At 43.1% G+C, this 15,487-nt stretch carries 17 protein-coding genes; 4 read left to right on the forward strand and 13 right to left on the reverse strand.

The window, feature by feature from the left end:
• Positions 1-65 precede the first annotated feature (65 nt).
• Positions 66-1,982, reverse strand: a complete 1,917-nt coding sequence (gene dnaG, locus F7R58_RS08620) for a DNA primase (protein ID WP_158064525.1) — start codon at positions 1,980-1,982, stop codon at positions 66-68.
• Positions 1,983-2,073: 91 nt separating this feature from the next.
• Here dnaG and tsaE point away from each other — a divergent pair, with 91 nt between their 5' ends.
• Genes tsaE through F7R58_RS08635 form a run of 3 tightly spaced genes read left to right on the forward strand, consistent with a single transcriptional unit; the run spans position 2,074 to position 4,106 of the window.
• The gene (gene tsaE, locus F7R58_RS08625; protein ID WP_158064526.1) at positions 2,074-2,481 is read left to right on the forward strand and encodes a tRNA (adenosine(37)-N6)-threonylcarbamoyltransferase complex ATPase subunit type 1 TsaE; all 408 of its coding nucleotides are present in this window, start codon (positions 2,074-2,076) and stop codon (positions 2,479-2,481) included.
• A gap of 57 nt (positions 2,482-2,538) precedes the next feature.
• Positions 2,539-3,732 carry an alanine dehydrogenase gene (locus tag F7R58_RS08630; protein WP_158064527.1) on the forward strand — a complete coding sequence of 398 codons (1,194 nt, stop codon included), beginning with the start codon at positions 2,539-2,541 and terminating at the stop codon, positions 3,730-3,732.
• A gap of 2 nt (positions 3,733-3,734) precedes the next feature.
• On the forward strand, positions 3,735-4,106 hold the full coding sequence (locus tag F7R58_RS08635; protein WP_158064528.1) for a DUF4258 domain-containing protein: 372 nt from the start codon (positions 3,735-3,737) through the stop codon (positions 4,104-4,106).
• Between the two features lie 69 nt (positions 4,107-4,175).
• Here the strand turns inward: F7R58_RS08635 and F7R58_RS08640 are convergent, their stop codons facing one another.
• From F7R58_RS08640 to F7R58_RS08675, 9 genes are all read right to left on the reverse strand, one after another.
• Positions 4,176-5,594 (reverse strand): L-serine ammonia-lyase, encoded by a 1,419-nt coding sequence (locus F7R58_RS08640; RefSeq protein WP_158064529.1) that lies wholly within the window; start codon positions 5,592-5,594, stop codon positions 4,176-4,178.
• A gap of 148 nt (positions 5,595-5,742) precedes the next feature.
• Positions 5,743-6,435 carry an alpha/beta hydrolase gene (locus tag F7R58_RS08645; protein WP_158064530.1) on the reverse strand — a complete coding sequence of 231 codons (693 nt, stop codon included), beginning with the start codon at positions 6,433-6,435 and terminating at the stop codon, positions 5,743-5,745.
• A gap of 56 nt (positions 6,436-6,491) precedes the next feature.
• A complete protein-coding gene (locus F7R58_RS08650; protein WP_158064531.1) occupies positions 6,492-7,085 on the reverse strand; it encodes a YceI family protein in 594 nt (197 codons plus the stop codon).
• Between the two features lie 148 nt (positions 7,086-7,233).
• Complete coding sequence (locus F7R58_RS08655) at positions 7,234-8,247, reverse strand: glucokinase (protein WP_229723799.1); 1,014 nt, start codon at positions 8,245-8,247, stop codon at positions 7,234-7,236.
• Positions 8,248-8,381: 134 nt separating this feature from the next.
• On the reverse strand, positions 8,382-8,969 hold the full coding sequence (locus tag F7R58_RS08660; protein WP_158064533.1) for a hypothetical protein: 588 nt from the start codon (positions 8,967-8,969) through the stop codon (positions 8,382-8,384).
• Between the two features lie 180 nt (positions 8,970-9,149).
• Entirely contained in the window at positions 9,150-10,826 is a 1,677-nt protein-coding gene (locus F7R58_RS08665) for a formate--tetrahydrofolate ligase (protein ID WP_158064534.1), read from the reverse strand.
• Positions 10,827-10,926: 100 nt separating this feature from the next.
• Entirely contained in the window at positions 10,927-11,844 is a 918-nt protein-coding gene (locus tag F7R58_RS08670) for a hypothetical protein (RefSeq protein WP_158064535.1), read from the reverse strand.
• A 154-nt stretch (positions 11,845-11,998) separates the two neighbouring features.
• Complete coding sequence (locus F7R58_RS13085; RefSeq protein WP_262714085.1) at positions 11,999-12,121, reverse strand: hypothetical protein; 123 nt, start codon at positions 12,119-12,121, stop codon at positions 11,999-12,001.
• Positions 12,122-12,180: 59 nt separating this feature from the next.
• Entirely contained in the window at positions 12,181-12,516 is a 336-nt protein-coding gene (locus F7R58_RS08675) for a HopJ type III effector protein (RefSeq protein WP_158064536.1), read from the reverse strand.
• 149 nt (positions 12,517-12,665) lie between these two features.
• Between F7R58_RS08675 and F7R58_RS08680 the strand changes: the two genes are divergently transcribed.
• Complete coding sequence (locus F7R58_RS08680; protein ID WP_158064537.1) at positions 12,666-13,556, forward strand: SEFIR domain-containing protein; 891 nt, start codon at positions 12,666-12,668, stop codon at positions 13,554-13,556.
• A gap of 75 nt (positions 13,557-13,631) precedes the next feature.
• Here the strand turns inward: F7R58_RS08680 and F7R58_RS08685 are convergent, their stop codons facing one another.
• From F7R58_RS08685 to F7R58_RS08695, 3 genes are all read right to left on the reverse strand, one after another.
• Positions 13,632-14,270 carry a thymidylate synthase gene (locus F7R58_RS08685; RefSeq protein ID WP_158064538.1) on the reverse strand — a complete coding sequence of 213 codons (639 nt, stop codon included), beginning with the start codon at positions 14,268-14,270 and terminating at the stop codon, positions 13,632-13,634.
• A 161-nt stretch (positions 14,271-14,431) separates the two neighbouring features.
• A complete protein-coding gene (locus F7R58_RS08690; protein ID WP_158064539.1) occupies positions 14,432-14,872 on the reverse strand; it encodes a M15 family metallopeptidase in 441 nt (146 codons plus the stop codon).
• Positions 14,869-15,480, reverse strand: a complete 612-nt coding sequence (locus tag F7R58_RS08695; protein ID WP_158064540.1) for a hypothetical protein — start codon at positions 15,478-15,480, stop codon at positions 14,869-14,871. Before F7R58_RS08695 ends, F7R58_RS08690 begins: the two co-directional genes overlap by 4 nt.
• Between the last annotated feature and the right edge of the window lie 7 nt (positions 15,481-15,487).

A 15,487-nucleotide genomic window follows, 5' to 3' on the forward strand; every position in this document is an offset into this window, starting at 1 on the left:
GCGGCACGAAGGCCGCGGTACAGGATTTTTCAAAAATCATACCCTGTATAAATATAGCCAAACTGTCACAATATCCGGTACAGTTCCACATCCATTTCCTTGCGGAGCTCGTTCAGTTTTACAATTTTCATATAATCTTCCGTATGGTCGCCTCCGTCAGACAATGAATCCTTGATTTCCCGTATCAGGTGTACCACATATTCCCTCTTATGCCTTATCATAACATCTTTTACCAGTTTGGGTACCACCTCTTCTTCCTGGCTGAAATAAATGTTGTGCTTACTCCAGTCGCTGTTCTCGTACGGTTCGAAAAGTGCATCGGCCACATGACCTGTAAGTTCCTCATCCATCAGACCAAAGAAAAATTTACCGGACCGCAGCTCATTTTGGGAGATACCCTCGGCAATCTCCTGTACAATTTTCCGGTTGATCTCCGACTGAATTTCATAGCCGTCCTCAGAAAGATGGTCCATCACCTCTTCAATGACGGTAATTTCGTACTTTTCACCGGCTTCCGTGCTTCGCTGCAGCACCTGATCGCCATATTTAAGCATAAGTTCAACCAGTTTTTCTTCCAAAATCAGCAGGGGATTGACATTGGCAGCCTGCTCCGGCACCAACTCCATTCTGGGTTCAGCTTTGGCAGGTTCAGCTTTGAACTGCGGCTGACTTACCTGCTTCTGAAGACCCAGTTCATTGAACAGGCTTTGCTCACTCAAACCAAACTTAGCGGAAATTTCCTTCAGGTAAACTTCCTGCTTCAGTGCGTTGGTAACAAATGATACAGACTTTACAATATCACGAATCGCCTCGGCTTTCTTTATTGGATCCGTTCCAGCATCCTTGAGCAGTATATCCGATTTGAAAGCAATGAAATCATTGGCTTCTTTCCGAATGAATTCCTCCACATATTCCTGAGGATGTTTACGGGCAAAACTGTCCGGATCATCCCCATCCGGAAACAGAAGAACGCGGATGTTCATTCCCTCGGCAAGCAGCAGGTCAATACTCCGGAAGCTGGCTTTTATGCCGGCTGCATCTCCGTCAAATAAAATCGTAACGTTTTCGGTAAGCCTTTTTATCAGTTTGATCTGTGCGGTCGTTAGCGCAGTTCCCGAGCTTGATACCACGTTCTCAATCCCAGCCTGGTGCATGGCAATTACGTCCATATAACCTTCCACAAGAAGACAGAGATTCTGCCTGGAAATAGCCTGCTTACTGTGATTGAGGCCGTAAAGCACTGCTGATTTATGATATATCTCTGTTTCCGGCGAATTTAGGTACTTGGCGGTTTTTACATTGCTTTTCAGAAGTCTGGCGCCAAACCCCAGAACCCTGCCCGAAAAGCTGTGGATAGGAAAAATCACGCGTTCGCGGAAACGGTCTAGGCCGGCAGGAGAATTTTCGGGGAATATCGATAGGCCGGAACTTTCAAGTATTTTTTTTGAATATCCTTTCTGAAGTGCGTATTCGGTGAACGCGTTTTTTTGCGCGGGCGAATACCCCAGCTGGAATTTCTTTACAATAGATTCCCGAAGTTCACGTTCCCGGAAATAGCTCAAACCAACATTTCTGCCCTCCTCCGTATCATAAAGCTGTTCCTGAAAAAAAGAATTGGCTACCTCATGAATTTTATACAGAAGGTCCCTTTCGGTTTGCGCCGCTTTCTGTTCTTCGGTTTGTTCCTGTACAGTTTCCTCAATCTCAATTCCATACTTTTTGGCGGCGTGCCGCAGCGCTTCCGGATAAGTGAAATTCTCAATTTCCATCAGGAAGGAGATGGCGGTACCTCCTTTCCCGGAGGAGAAATCCTTCCAGATCTGTTTGCTGGGCGACACCACAAAACTGGGCGATTTTTCGTCGTGAAAGGGGCTCAGACCTTTGAAATTTGAACCGGCCCGTTTCAACTGCACATACTCACCAATAATTTCCTCCACCCGGATGGTGGAGAATATTTTATCGATGGTTTGCTTGGAAATCATTCGGTAAAAATAGCAAATAACTTTGTAAAACGGGACTAAATCAATAAACCACATCCCTCAAAATCCTTACTTTTGAACCTAAATATTTGGTATGGAATGGACCGTGAATAATTTGGAGGAATGGCAGCAGGTCGCTGAAAAAGTTTCACAGTTGCTGGAGCACAATATCCTTCTGCTGAAAGGAAATTTGGGTGCCGGCAAAACTACTTTTACAAAATTTCTGCTTAAGACACTGGGTAGCACAGATGAAGTTTCATCGCCCACCTACGCAATCGTAAATGAGTATACTGCTCCTCAAGGCAGTATTTTCCACTTTGACCTTTACCGAATGAAATCGGTTGATGAAGTGTATGATATTGGTATGGATGAATATCTGGACCGTGCCTGGCTCTGTATTGTGGAGTGGCCGGAAATTTATGCTTCGGAATTTAACGGTTTACCCTACCATGAGATGCTAATTGAAAATAGCGATACGGGCAGGAAGGTAATTTTTAAATAAGGCCTATCTTTGCAGTGGGATTATGTTGCAAAATAACCTTTAAACAAGCAAATTAGAATGAGCAGCGGAAACATTTTTACTCCCTTCAGGGAGGAGGAACTGATGCCTGTGGAGGAGAAACTGGAAGTAAAGAAAAGGGAGGCCAAATTCACAATAGGCGTACCCAGGGAGACTTCACTTAATGAGCGGCGAACGACGCTTACGCCCGATGCGGTTCAGGTACTTGTAAATCACGGGCACGAGATCATCATTGAGTCCGACAGTGGAAAAGGCTCATTTTTTACTGATGCTCAGTATGCGGAAGCCGGTGCACGAATTACGCACAATGCCTCCGAAGCCTTCGGTCAGGACCTTGTACTGAAGATAAACCCGCCCGGAGAGGACGAGATTGATATGCTGAAGCCCAATGCACATCTGATTTCGGCTTTGCAGATCAATCTGCGTTCGCCGGAATACTTCCGCAAACTCGCCGAAAAGAAAATTAATGCCATTGCTTTTGAATTTATTTCAGATGAATATAAGCAGTTACCCTTAGTCCGGCTTATTGGTGAAATAGCCGGAACCGCCTCCATTCTTTACAGTTCAGAACTCCTGGCACTGTCCAACGGAAATATGCTGGGAGGAATTACCGGCGTACGTCCCACCGAAGTGGTGGTCATTGGAGCCGGCATTGTAGGCGAATTCGCCGTCAAAGCCGCCCTGGGACTTGGTGCAAGTGTCAAGGTTTTCGATAATTCACTGTCCAAACTGCGCCGCCTTCATATGATGATTGATGGGCGTGTGCCCACTTCCATCATTGATCCGAAAGAACTTTCAAAAAGTGTCAGGCGTGCAGATGTTGTTATTGGCGCGCTGCCACGTACCTGCATGCAGCCGGTGGTCACTGAGGAAATGGTATTACAGATGAAGAAAGGCAGTGTGATTATAGACGTCACCGTGGATTACGGAAAGGTAGTGGAAACTACCGAGATCACTACCCTGGCGGATCCCTACCTTATAAAACACGGCGTGATTCACTGCGGACTGCCCAACCTTACATCCCGGATTCCGCGTACAACGAGTAAGGCCATCTCCAATTTTTTCCTGAGTTACCTGCTGAGCTATGATAAGGAAGGAGGAATTGAGAACATGTTCATCCATAAAAATGAAATGAAACAAAGTCTCTATATGTACCGCGGCCGGCATACTAAAAAGGTGATTTGCGACCTTTTCGGTCTTCCCTATCATGATATCAACTTATTAATGTTTTAAACTTGAGAAAACTTAAATTCTTCCTGATTGGTCTGGTACCCGGACTTATTGTCGTATTTTTTATTTTGAACCAGAAAGGTGTGAGCTGTAGTGGCTACCTACCCAACAGCCGTGTGATTGCAGAAACGCTTTCCAAAGATTTTTCATATACCGACACCTTCCGTCAGCAAATGGTCGCTCAGGGCATCACTGAACAGTTCCTCAAAGACAGCCTTATTACAGCCGGACATATAGACTTCGACAGAAGCAAAGCACAGCAAAAACCTTGTCCACAATATCTGTTGGTGTATCCGGAAAAGAATCCCCGCTACGAAGTTCAGTTTGAAAAATGTAAGGATTCCGCAGTTTTTTCAGATCTTAAAAAGCTTAGATAGAATCATTTTATCAACATCAAAAGAAAAGCAGACCGTAAACCGGTCTGCTTTTATATTGGATAGCTCTTACTAACACTCTGCCACATTCACAGCAATTGCCAATCCGCCCTCGGACGTTTCCTTAAACCTGTCGTTCATGCTTTGAGCAGTTTCCCACATACTCTGAATTACCTCATCCAGGGTAACCCGGGCTTTGGAAGGATCCGACTCGATTGCAATATTTGCTGCTGTAATGGCCTTTATGGCGCCCATTGAATTTCTCTCTATACACGGAATCTGTACCAGGCCGGCAACAGGATCACAGGTTAAACCCAGATGATGTTCCATGGCAATCTCCGCAGCCATAAGCACCTGTTCCGGTGTACCTCCCATGATTTCAGTGAGGCCGGCCGCCGCCATCGCCGATGATACGCCTACCTCTGCCTGACAGCCTCCCATCGCGGCAGATATGGTAGCATTCTTTTTAAAGAGAGTTCCAATTTCACCCGCCACCAGGATAAACCTTATGATATCTTCTTCGGTATTATGCTTGGTGAAAGCCTGGGAATACATCAGAACAGCCGGAATAACGCCACTGGCGCCGTTGGTAGGTGCGGTAATGATACGTCCAAAGCCGGCATTTTCCTCATTTACAGCCAGAGCAAAACAGGAGACCCATTTATTGATCGTCGTAAAGCTGCCGTCAGCACTTTTTACATAATCCAACCATTCCTCCTGACTGTTATACTGCAGACCGTCCAACAGCTTACGGTTAAGAGCCGCGGCACGTCGGGAAACCTTCAGACCGCCGGGAAGTACTCCTTCCCTGTTCACTCCCTTATAGATGCATTCGCATATCTGATCCCAGATATACAGGGCATTATCCGCTGTTTCCTCACGGTTTCGCCACGATTCTTCATTTAATAGAACGAGGTCTGAAACCCGGCTAAGACCAAGTTTCTGAATATTTTTCAGGACATCCGCGCCGCTGTGGCATGGATACAGTGTCCGGATGCAGCTCTTTTCCATGGAGTTCTCATTGCGGGTCGCTATAAAACCTCCCCCAACAGAATAATAGTCCTGTACGAGTTCGGATCCGTCGGCAAATACGGCCCGGAAAATCATTCCGTTGGGATGAAAATCAAGAGATTTTTTCATATTCAGGATCAGATGCCTGCCGTACACAAAAGGAACCGGTTTTTCACCACCCAGATGGAGCAGCTCTTCAGTACGGATCCTGTCGATCTTTTCGGTGATGGAAGTGGTGTCAATTTTCTGATAATCTTCACCGGAAAGGCCCAGCATGCCGGCGATGTCCGTACCATGGCCGATACCCGTCTTCGCCAGGGAGCCAAAGAACTCAACAAAAACCTCAACCACATCGGTCAGGCTGTAATCAATACGGATTTGTTTAAGGAAATTTTCAGCCGCGTTCCACGGTCCCATGGTGTGCGAGCTGGAGGGACCGATACCCACTTTAATAATCTCAAAAACTGATATTGACTGCATTCAGGTAATATTAATATGCAAATATACTTGTATTAAACCATACTATAGGATGGATTATGAAACATATAACCGAAATGATATAAATATACGAATCACGATCATCCTAATTTTACACTATACTGCAAACTAAAGCATAACACCTTTTTAATCATTTGTGTTTTTGCTCATTTTCCTCCGAAAATGAGCTTTTTTCTGCAAAAATCTTAGCAAGTATCTGCGAAACTTCCTTATGTCTGGTAGCAGGAAACAAATGCGTCCCACCGCGAATGACGTAATCAGGCTTTGAATTTTTCAATGGGAAAACGATGTCCTTGTCTCCCAGAATCTGCACAACATCAGGGTTCTCAGGTGCCTGCCATTCCACAATTTTTGCCACACACCATTTCAGATAGTAAGCGTCCCTTACTGTAAAATACTGAAGGATGCGGGGATTTTTTCTGTCGAACAGTTTCCGGAAATATGAATACAGTTTTATGGTTCCACCGTTGTAAAAACGCCTTGGTAAATTTTGCGGTATTCGGCTCAGTTTGCCAAAGCGGATCAGTCCGGATTTTTCGTCAGATGATTTTATGCTTCCCAGTATCACCACCCGCTTTGCAGGTTTCAGCCTGTTTATCTCCTGAACAAGGATTCCCCCGAAACTGTAACCCAGCAGGTAGAACGGCTCCGACACGTCCACCCCGGCGGCCATCCTCTGTACATAACTTTCAAAAGACTCATCCTCCTCCGGTATCAGCCAGTCCAGAAAGACAATTTCCAGATGATCCGGAAACCGAAGGAGCTGCAGTACTTTAAAATCTGCGCCCAGGCCGCTTACAATATATAGTTTGCTACGTTCCATCCTTAAATAAAAAAGGAGCAGAAAATTCTGCTCCGGTATCTTAGATTTATGACTTCTTAATTGGCCGTCAGCTTAATCTGAACATCAATCTGATCTTTAATAAGATAGTCGCGGATTGAAGATTTATAAAAAGCTTTATAATCCTGGCGGTTAAGTGAAAACTTAGCCGACTCAAACTCTACAAAACGGTCATTTGTACGGATCTTGGCCGGGAATGATATGGTTTTGCGTGTTCCCTTCAGCGTCAGATTGCCGTAAACCAAATAGTTATACTCGGTATTTTTGGAAGGAAGAATCTTTGTAATGATGAATTTAGCGGTTGGATGTTTTTTTACATCAAAGAAATCGGAACTTTTCAGGTGATTGGTAAGCTTCTCCTGATCTTCACCCGTTAAGTCTGTATTTGCAAGACTTCTCATGTCCAGAACAAACTCACCGCCAGTAAGTAATTTGTCTTCAAAAATAAATTTTCCGCTTTTCAGTTTCACAAAACCTGAATGCGTGGTAGCCTCAGATTTAACCACCTTGTAACCCCACCACCGGATATCGGAGGTCTGAACTTTGGAAATCTGTACACCTTTTGATTTTCTTTTTTGTGCCAGTACAAGAACGCTGAATAACATTAACGTCAGTAAAAATAATTTTCTCATTCTTTCTTTTTTATCAATAAACAAATATAACAATTCTGCTTTATAATCATAAGTTTTTTAAAATTTGCCGTGTCAGATAACTGTCCACAATTAAAAAAACTTCAACCATTTGATTGAAGTTTATTCATTATGTTAAATAATGATTAGTTTATTCTTTGGAAAAAGCAGCATAATAGGCACCGCCGGTAAGCACCATTTTTTCACTTAGGATCATATAGATCGGTATGTCTTTCAGCACCCGCTCCATCTTGTCGCTGATCATAAATTTCTGGTAAAGGCGGTCTTTGTCAATATAATCCTTAAACAGCAATGGAAGTTCGCCTCCAATCAGCAGGCCACCGGTAGCTTTAAGTTTAAGCACGAGACTGTTGGCCTCGCGGGCGAGGAATTCCAGGTAGGTATTCAGTGCAATTCTTGAAATCTGCTCATTATCTTCCACGGCCGATTCATAAAGTACCGTTGCAAAATCCCTGTCACTTCGTAGCCGCTCCAGTAGTTTTTCAGATTGAGGATGTCTTTTTTCATCCCGTAAAAATCGGTAGATATTGAAGAGTCCGTTTTTGCTGAGGACATTCTCCCAGCTGACTATTCCGTAAATCTTGTTCAGGAACTGATAAAATTCGACCTCAACATTGGTTCTTGGCGAAAATTCTGAATGACCACCCTCTGTTGCAAAAGGCCTCAAACATTCACCGTCATAAAAGAGTCCCGCCTCACCGAGACCGCTTCCCGGTGCCAGGATGGCCACATTTCCGGTGGTGAGTACGTCTGATTTAAAGATTTTCATCAGGCATGAAGGCGAAAGATCAGCCAACCCATATGCGGTGGCCTCCAGGTCATTTATAAGGAAAACATCACGTATTCCTGTCCTTTCCCGGATTTCGTCGTGATCAAGAATCCACGGGAGCCTGGCAGATATACCCTGATTATTAATTACAGGTCCCGGCACTCCCACAGCCAGCCGCTCAATATCTGAAAGTTCATTTTCCTGCAGAAAGCGATTAACGATTTCTGAAAATGAATTAAATTCTATTGTTGCATAGGTGTTTTCAGCCGTCAGAACAGCTTTCTCACCCTCGGTGCGGTACAGCGCAACCACGGTTTCTTTTTCACGCACATCGGCGGAGAGGATACTGATTCCCTGATTATTGCTGCTCTTCATACCCGGCAGGTATAAAGGAAAATTTGCGCTTGCGACCATAAGTTTGCAATTTGATCAAAGATAAAAATGTTTTAAAGAAATAAAAAACCTTTTCAACATAAATTGAAAAGGCTTGATTATTAGGCAACTGCCAATTACTGTCCTAACGGAATGTTGTAAGAAACTCCCAGACCTAAAGAACCTGCACTGAAGTCCTGGCCTGCAAGATTTCCTGTGTTCCCGGTGAAAACTTTCTGATACTGTAGGGAGAAGTTCCAGTCGTTATTATGATAACCAATCTCAGGCTTGATATAGAACCCGCCATCCGGACGCTGGGTATTGGTGATATCATTGGATGCTACCTCATTATCGCCTACGATGAAACCGTAACCAAGGTCAGTACCAAAATAGAAACCGGTATCTTTAGGATAAATTCTGATAAGACCTGCTACAGGCACTACACCGAAATCGTTGTTGGAATATCCGGCATTTTCACGACCGAAATAATGTGTGTAACCTGTGGCAACACCTAATCCAAAGCCAGGAGTTACAAGGTTTTGGTAAGCCACATCCAGACCTAAAGCTGCGGAAGCATTTTCCTGGGGAACTGCAATACCAACATTGGCTCCAATCTTAATCATATTCTTCATTCCCGGATTGTCATATTTCTCTGTCTCCTGAGCAAATGTAAGTCCTGAGGCCATAATACCTAATCCCAATAGGGCTTTCGTGATCGTCTTCATAATTCTAAATTTTAATGTTGTTGACTTATTAATGTTGTCCGGTATCTTGTAAAAAGCATGCCAAAGTGCCGAATGATACGCTGCCAGCCATAATAATAGGAGTTCATCAATTTGAAAATCAATTCATTAAATCTTTAAAACATTTAAACAGTTATTTAAATGTATATGTATCTGAAGGTTCTAACTTAGCCCGCTGATATTTCCAAACTCATCGATATCCATAGCTTCGGAGGCGGGAACATTCGGTAAGCCCGGCATACGCATCATATCACCCAATATGGGAATGATAAATCCCGCGCCTGCAGCGAATTCAAATTCACGGACATTGATTTTAAATCCTGTTGGCCGGCCAATCTTCCGTTCGTTATCCGACAGTGATTTTTGAGTTTTGGCCATACAGACAGGCAGATTATCCAAGCCAAGGTCGCAAATCACTTTAAGGTCGTTTTTTGCTTTCGCCGAATATTCCACACCATCCGCACCGTAGATCTCGCGTGCTATGCGGTCTATTTTATCTTCAACCTTTTCATCTGCACTATAAAGCGGGCGGAAATCATTGCTGTAGTTTTCGGCCGCATTCACCACCTCCTGTGCCAGCTCAGTCATTCCTGCGCCACCCTGATTGAATTCGTAAGCAACGATCGCCTTTACGCCCATTTTAGCGCATTCGTCCTGAATAAATTGTATTTCGTCTGCTGAATCGGTCGCAAAATGGTTGATGGCCACCACGGGTTTCAGCTGAAGTTTGGTGTAATTCTCAATATGTTTCTTGAGGTTCGCAATTCCTAACTGCACGGCCGAGAGATCCGGATTCTCATAAAAACCTTTCTTCGCTCCGCCATGATACCGCAGGGCACGCACAGTTGTCACGATCACCATGGCTGCAGGCTTAATTCCTGCCGAACGGCATTTGATATGGAGAAACTTCTCAGCACCAAGGTCAGCGCCGAAACCGGCTTCAGTCACAGTGTATTCTGCAAGCGACATGGCGGTTTTTGTAGCGATTATGGTATTGGTTCCCTGAGCTATATTGGCAAAGGGGCCGCCGTGCAGGATGGCAGGATTTCCTTCCAGCGTCTGCACCAGATTAGGCTTGATTGCGTCACGCAGAAGGATGGCCATAGCCGCTTCAGCTTTAAGGTCCCTGGCGTAAACAGGTTTTTTGTCAAAAGTATAGCCTATGAAAATATTTCCGAGTCGGTTTTTCAGGTCCGCGAAATTTTCGCTCATACACAGAATAGCCATTACCTCGGAAGCCGGTGTAATATTGAATCCGTCTTCGCGCGGGACTCCACTGGATGTGCCACCCAAACCTACAATGATATTACGGAGCGCACGGTCGTTCATATCCATAACCCGCTTCCAGACAATAGTACGCGGGTCGATATTGAGAGAGAACTTTTTATTCTGTATATTATTGTCGATAAGTGCGGCCAGCAGATTATTGGCTTTTTCAATAGCCGAAAAATCACCTGTAAAATGCAGGTTAATATCTACCATGGGGATTACCTGGGCATATCCACCTCCGGCTGCCCCACCCTTCATTCCGAAGACAGGACCTAAAGAAGGTTCACGAAGCACCGCAACAGTCTTTTTTCCGATTCTGTTCAGGCCATCGCACAAACCTACGGAAACAGTGGTTTTTCCCTCACCGGCAGGCGTCGGATTAATAGCTGAAACCAGGATAAGTTTGGAGTTATGAACTTTTTCCCCATCAATATAAGACAGTGGTATTTTTGCTTTGTATTTTCCGTAATACTCCAGGTCATCTTCTGCAATTCCAATTTTCGCAGCGATTTCTCTGATGTGCCGGATGTCTGCATTCTGGGCAATTTCTAAATCTGTAGGGAAGCTCATGGTTATAGGTTTAGGTTGTCAAACAAATTTAACCAAAATAACTTCAACATCCGAAGGCAGTACCTACAGATTTATATCATAGAATTGGGACTAAAACCCTTCAGGCAAAGATGTACTCGTCCGGCCGGAGGAAGTAACGTGCATTTTCAACCAGCGCTGCTTCCCTGTCCCTGCGGGTAAGCAAGCCTTTCATCTTGGGGTCTCCCGCCCAAAGTCGCTTCATGGCCCGTATTTCAGCGGCAATCTTGGACAGGTTTTTTACTTTTACCCAGGCGGCAATTTTCTTCATCTCTGTACGGCGCGGACCTTCCAGGCTGGCACCGCGGTTATAGACCAGGGAAAGCAGGGCACCCTGAGCATCGGGAGGCAGAAGTTCCACACCGGGATAAGCTTTCGCCGTCGACCGGGCATAAACAGGAACAGAGGTGGCATAGAAGACCTGCAGGGCATCTTCATAAGGAATTTCGACGGATTTTACGGTGGAGGTAAGTGCAGCACGGGCCCTTTCGCCCTGCAAACCTACTGCTGGTTTAAGTTTGCTAAATTTTGCATCACCCAGCAGTGCCCGCCAGTCTTTTTCGAACTGTGCCGCAGTACTGTAACCCATGTCATATCCAATACCAATTGTCACTCCGCTGGCTCCGTGCGGCCAAATTGGAAATCTATACTTGGAATTGTACATGGATTTTGAGGAAATTTCACTCTCAAGAACCAGCTGGAGTGAATTTTTGGATATAACCATACTCGCACCTTTGGGCAGAGGGGGAACTTTTTCGTCCAGGAATAGTTCAATCCGTGTGGTGGTATTCACCCCGAAGATCCCGTCGACATCCCGACCAGTAAAGCCCAGACCTTTTTGGATGTTTTTCTTTTTGTCATGCAGAGTCAGGTCTGAGACCAAAAGTCCAAGCACTTTTTCCAGCGCGTTGCAGGTTTCAAGGTCATAAATTCCGGTAAGGCTGACAGCCAGTTTTTTCTGGATTGCCTTAATTCTGGTTTCTAAAGGATTTTGAGGCATGGCTATAGATTTTAGAAAGTTTAGACAAAGAGCTTTTCCAGATAAAATTAAGTAATCATTGTACAAAGTTAATAAGGTAAATCACCCAAAATATCTTCATAAAAAAAACCGGACTGCTATATAGTCCGGTTGGTCTTTTAAATGCGAAGGTGTGTTATCTGGCCGCAGCTTTCTGCGCGCTCTTTCTGGATTGTCTGGCTTCATATTTTTTCATGAAATAACCAATGGCCAATGGTGCCACCCACATCAGGATTCTTCTTAACAGTACAGGATTCATAATAATTATTTTTTTTATGATATACCCTTTTCAAGAATTACGCCAAACATTTCTGCAGATTACTCCTTTTCCGTCAGCGCCTTGCCCTCGAAAGCAATTCCGTGCCAGCCATATTGCATAAAGTTGCGAATGTTCTGGTGGTCGCTGCCCTCAGGATTTTTCAGCACATCCGTCCTGTAGAAATCGCCGAACAGCGCCAGCGTATCCTCTTCGTTAAGTCCCTTCAGCTTTGCAAAACTGAACACCTTACACGAGCCGTTATTTTCGCCCGCTTCATTCACTATATTGCCGTTGGTGAGGCTGGTTGGCACGAAAGCGTAATGTTCATCAATGTAGGCGATGACGTCTTTAAAGGCGATGGTTTCTGGGGAGGTTTTGAGGTGTTGTAGAAGCATTTTATTTAATTACTTTATGTATTGAAATATCAAAATTATTTTTATAAATCCCAAAAAGACATTCGCAATAATTTTGGTGGATTTCTACTATATACTATTACTGAAACTTACTTATATTTGATTAAAATCTAAAAACACAAAGCGAGATTATGGAAAATTTTCTAACAAAACTTTACGACACCAATCAAAAATTAAGTATGCTGCTTCTAGAAGCTAAAGATATTGCTGAAGCAAATGAAGAATTTGAGTTAACAAATTATATTGAAAAAGAATTAGAAGGATACAAAGTTGATGATGTATTTCCTGAATACAGAAAAATAAAAGGTCAAATAGTTGGTGATATTAAAGATGTATATGGAAATCTCGTTCATAAAGAGTACAACTTAGATTTTACCGTTCTTTCTAATAGTTTAGGATTTGATTTGGACGATGCCTATGTTCCGGATGGTATTTCGTTCGTCGAAGCATCACTAAGTGGTTTATCGGGGAAAAACGCTATCAAGCCAATGCCAAAAGAGTTGGTTAAGATGCTGGATGAAACCTTTCACTTTAATAATCCACATTTACATATAGTTGGAGCATTTCACAAAATCCCTATAGCCACCTTAGAATACATATTAGTAAAAGTTAGACATAATTTAATAAAAGAGTTCCAAAGAATTAATCGAAAAATAGAAAAACCAGAAACTGACACGCAGATTCAAGAAATTTCTGAAACGCCGACAGAAAAAAAAAGAAGCATATTCATTACTTATGCTTGGGAAGACGAGGAATATAACTCGCAAATTATATCTTTTGTTAATTTCCTAAGAGAAAATGGTTTTGATGCGTCGATGGACAAGAAAAAAAGTCAAGAAGAAGCTTCTATGAATTTCAATCAAATGATGGTTGAAGGCATTCAAAACAGCAGCAAAGTTATTGTTATCCTATCAGAAAAATATAAACAGAAGGCGGACAAATTTGAAGGTGGTGTTGCAACAGAATTAAAAATCATTTTAGATATAATCGCCAAATCGAAAAGTAAAGATTTTCAAAACTAAATGTAAAGAAAAAACACATTTCCATTTTCAAACACAAAGTTAGGCCTTTCAATTGAAAGGCCTTTTAAATAGGATTTAATTTACATTTAAAGCAAATTTCACAGGTTCACCTGCGAGCAACTTGATGGTGCCTTCCCGGTTATTTTCATACACATGCACATTACCCAGGAACAGTGTAATGCTTTTCAATGGCACATTGATTTGACGGCTGATTAAATACAGATGGTATATGTCTGCCGGTAGGCCCAGATTAGCATCTGAACTTCGCTGATATGCCGAAACTGCAAGTTTTCCCTGATCGATCTGAAACTGGATTAATGACAAACATGGCTGCTGGTTGCTTTCGGTATCATTCCTTCCCAAGAACAGAACATAATTTTTACTGTTGCGTTTTTCTTTATTAATCTTTTTAATCAAATCCGGCAGCTGTTCAAAGTATGTAGGATAACTATTAACCAATATCGGCCCACAATAGTCCCACCACGTAATTCCAGCATCCCTATATCGCTCCGTTAGCCGTTCGCCGGACTGGAATAAATCCAGTTCAGTTTTAAGCTTATTTCGGGCTATTCCGTGGCCCTCAAAGATTTCAAGCAAATCACCGGGCTTCAGTGTTAACTGCTCATTTAGCAGGTATGTGATACTTCCTTTTTTGTTTTCCTGTACTTTTCCTTTGGAAAGGATCTTGTCTAAAATTTTGTGGTACTTATTCATTTAGGTTTTAAATTAGTTTTATATTTGTTGCTCTCACATCTTTACATAAAAAAGCACGAAGCATCAGAAGACTTTAGTCCTCCGTAGCTTCGTGCTAATGTTTAAAAGATGTGAGAGTTTTTTAAAAGCGGAGGACGTTTTTTATTCCTCCTTACCGGTTATTACCCCAGTTGAAAATGTGGTGGATCATACGGTGACTTCCAGTCGCCGCCCCACGTAATCCGAATACCTAATTTCTTTGCTGTAGCCTTTATGTGATCAGCTATCAGCTTTAGATTCTTAATGGTGTCTTTGTGATGCACTTGCACCTGACCTGAAAAGAACGGATATAAGTCCACAGCCTGACCCAAACCATCTTTCTTACCATCTGCCTCATCCTGATGATTTGAAAGCCTTTTAACCCCGTCTACGTTCGTCACCTTAATGCCAGGCCTTGTCCGGCCCTGCGCATAAAGTGATTTTTGCCTTTCGGTGTCTCTTAAGCCCTCGGTAATGGTGAAGTCCACTGGACTGTCTGTAATTGCGGCTTTCATTACTTTCACTAAATTGGGATGCACGCCTTCAAGATTGTCCAGGCTTCTTTTGCTTAATTTGTATTTCATGGTTTAAAGTATGTTTTGATTAGAAACTTTGCTGTTACATAACCAATTATGGAAAGAAGCCCGCACCACACATAGGACATAATGCTGTTGCGTTCGGTTTCAGCGTCTTTCTTTAGTGCTTGTTGGAGCGCTGATAGCTGTTTAGAATAATTGGTTTCACTATTAGCGGCAAACTGGGATTTAAGAGCTCTATTTTCGGACGTAAGTGATTCAATACGGGATTTCAGCGAACTGTTTTCTTTTTCGAGTTCAGCTGAAGAACTATAATCTAAATCAGTGTTGTCATTAACCGGCACTTCCGTTTGATTTCCCTGTGCATCGGTAAACTTCAGAAAGCGTATTTCACCCCCATCAGTACATTTACCGTTGTTTTTTAACGAAAGATTCTGAGCGAAAATCGCTGCACTCCTGTTTGTTATTTGATCTATAGTCTGAACTGTAGAATCTTTCTTTGAAGTTGTGGCCATAACTTCCGTTACGGATGAAGTAGCACTGGAACCGGTTTCCTTTTGTTGGATTTCAGTCTTTGTTTTCTCCCTGTTTTTTTGCCTTTTAGTCGCGCAGGACGCAACCATCAGGCACATTAAAATGATCAATAGATTCTTCATGGTTATG

It is taken from the genome of Chryseobacterium sp., from assembly GCF_008831505.1.
In the GTDB taxonomy this organism is placed as follows: Bacteria; Bacteroidota; Bacteroidia; order Flavobacteriales; family Weeksellaceae; genus Marnyiella.

What these genes read in the sequence shown, in the direction of transcription:
- dnaG (WP_158064525.1), bottom strand. Translation starts at nt 1,982, where the DNA reads ATGATTTCCAAGCAAACCATCGATAAAATATTCTCCACCATCCGGGTG.
- tsaE (WP_158064526.1), top strand. Translation starts at nt 2,074, where the DNA reads ATGGAATGGACCGTGAATAATTTGGAGGAATGGCAGCAGGTCGCTGAA.
- F7R58_RS08630 (WP_158064527.1), top strand. Translation starts at nt 2,539, where the DNA reads ATGAGCAGCGGAAACATTTTTACTCCCTTCAGGGAGGAGGAACTGATG.
- F7R58_RS08640 (WP_158064529.1), bottom strand. Translation starts at nt 5,594, where the DNA reads ATGCAGTCAATATCAGTTTTTGAGATTATTAAAGTGGGTATCGGTCCC.
- F7R58_RS08645 (WP_158064530.1), bottom strand. Translation starts at nt 6,435, where the DNA reads ATGGAACGTAGCAAACTATATATTGTAAGCGGCCTGGGCGCAGATTTT.
- F7R58_RS08650 (WP_158064531.1), bottom strand. Translation starts at nt 7,085, where the DNA reads ATGAGAAAATTATTTTTACTGACGTTAATGTTATTCAGCGTTCTTGTA.
- F7R58_RS08655 (WP_229723799.1), bottom strand. Translation starts at nt 8,247, where the DNA reads ATGAAGAGCAGCAATAATCAGGGAATCAGTATCCTCTCCGCCGATGTG.
- F7R58_RS08660 (WP_158064533.1), bottom strand. Translation starts at nt 8,969, where the DNA reads ATGAAGACGATCACGAAAGCCCTATTGGGATTAGGTATTATGGCCTCA.
- F7R58_RS08665 (WP_158064534.1), bottom strand. Translation starts at nt 10,826, where the DNA reads ATGAGCTTCCCTACAGATTTAGAAATTGCCCAGAATGCAGACATCCGG.
- F7R58_RS08670 (WP_158064535.1), bottom strand. Translation starts at nt 11,844, where the DNA reads ATGCCTCAAAATCCTTTAGAAACCAGAATTAAGGCAATCCAGAAAAAA.
- F7R58_RS13085 (WP_262714085.1), bottom strand. Translation starts at nt 12,121, where the DNA reads ATGAATCCTGTACTGTTAAGAAGAATCCTGATGTGGGTGGCACCATTG.
- F7R58_RS08675 (WP_158064536.1), bottom strand. Translation starts at nt 12,516, where the DNA reads ATGCTTCTACAACACCTCAAAACCTCCCCAGAAACCATCGCCTTTAAA.
- F7R58_RS08680 (WP_158064537.1), top strand. Translation starts at nt 12,666, where the DNA reads ATGGAAAATTTTCTAACAAAACTTTACGACACCAATCAAAAATTAAGT.
- F7R58_RS08685 (WP_158064538.1), bottom strand. Translation starts at nt 14,270, where the DNA reads ATGAATAAGTACCACAAAATTTTAGACAAGATCCTTTCCAAAGGAAAA.
- F7R58_RS08690 (WP_158064539.1), bottom strand. Translation starts at nt 14,872, where the DNA reads ATGAAATACAAATTAAGCAAAAGAAGCCTGGACAATCTTGAAGGCGTG.
- F7R58_RS08695 (WP_158064540.1), bottom strand. Translation starts at nt 15,480, where the DNA reads ATGAAGAATCTATTGATCATTTTAATGTGCCTGATGGTTGCGTCCTGC.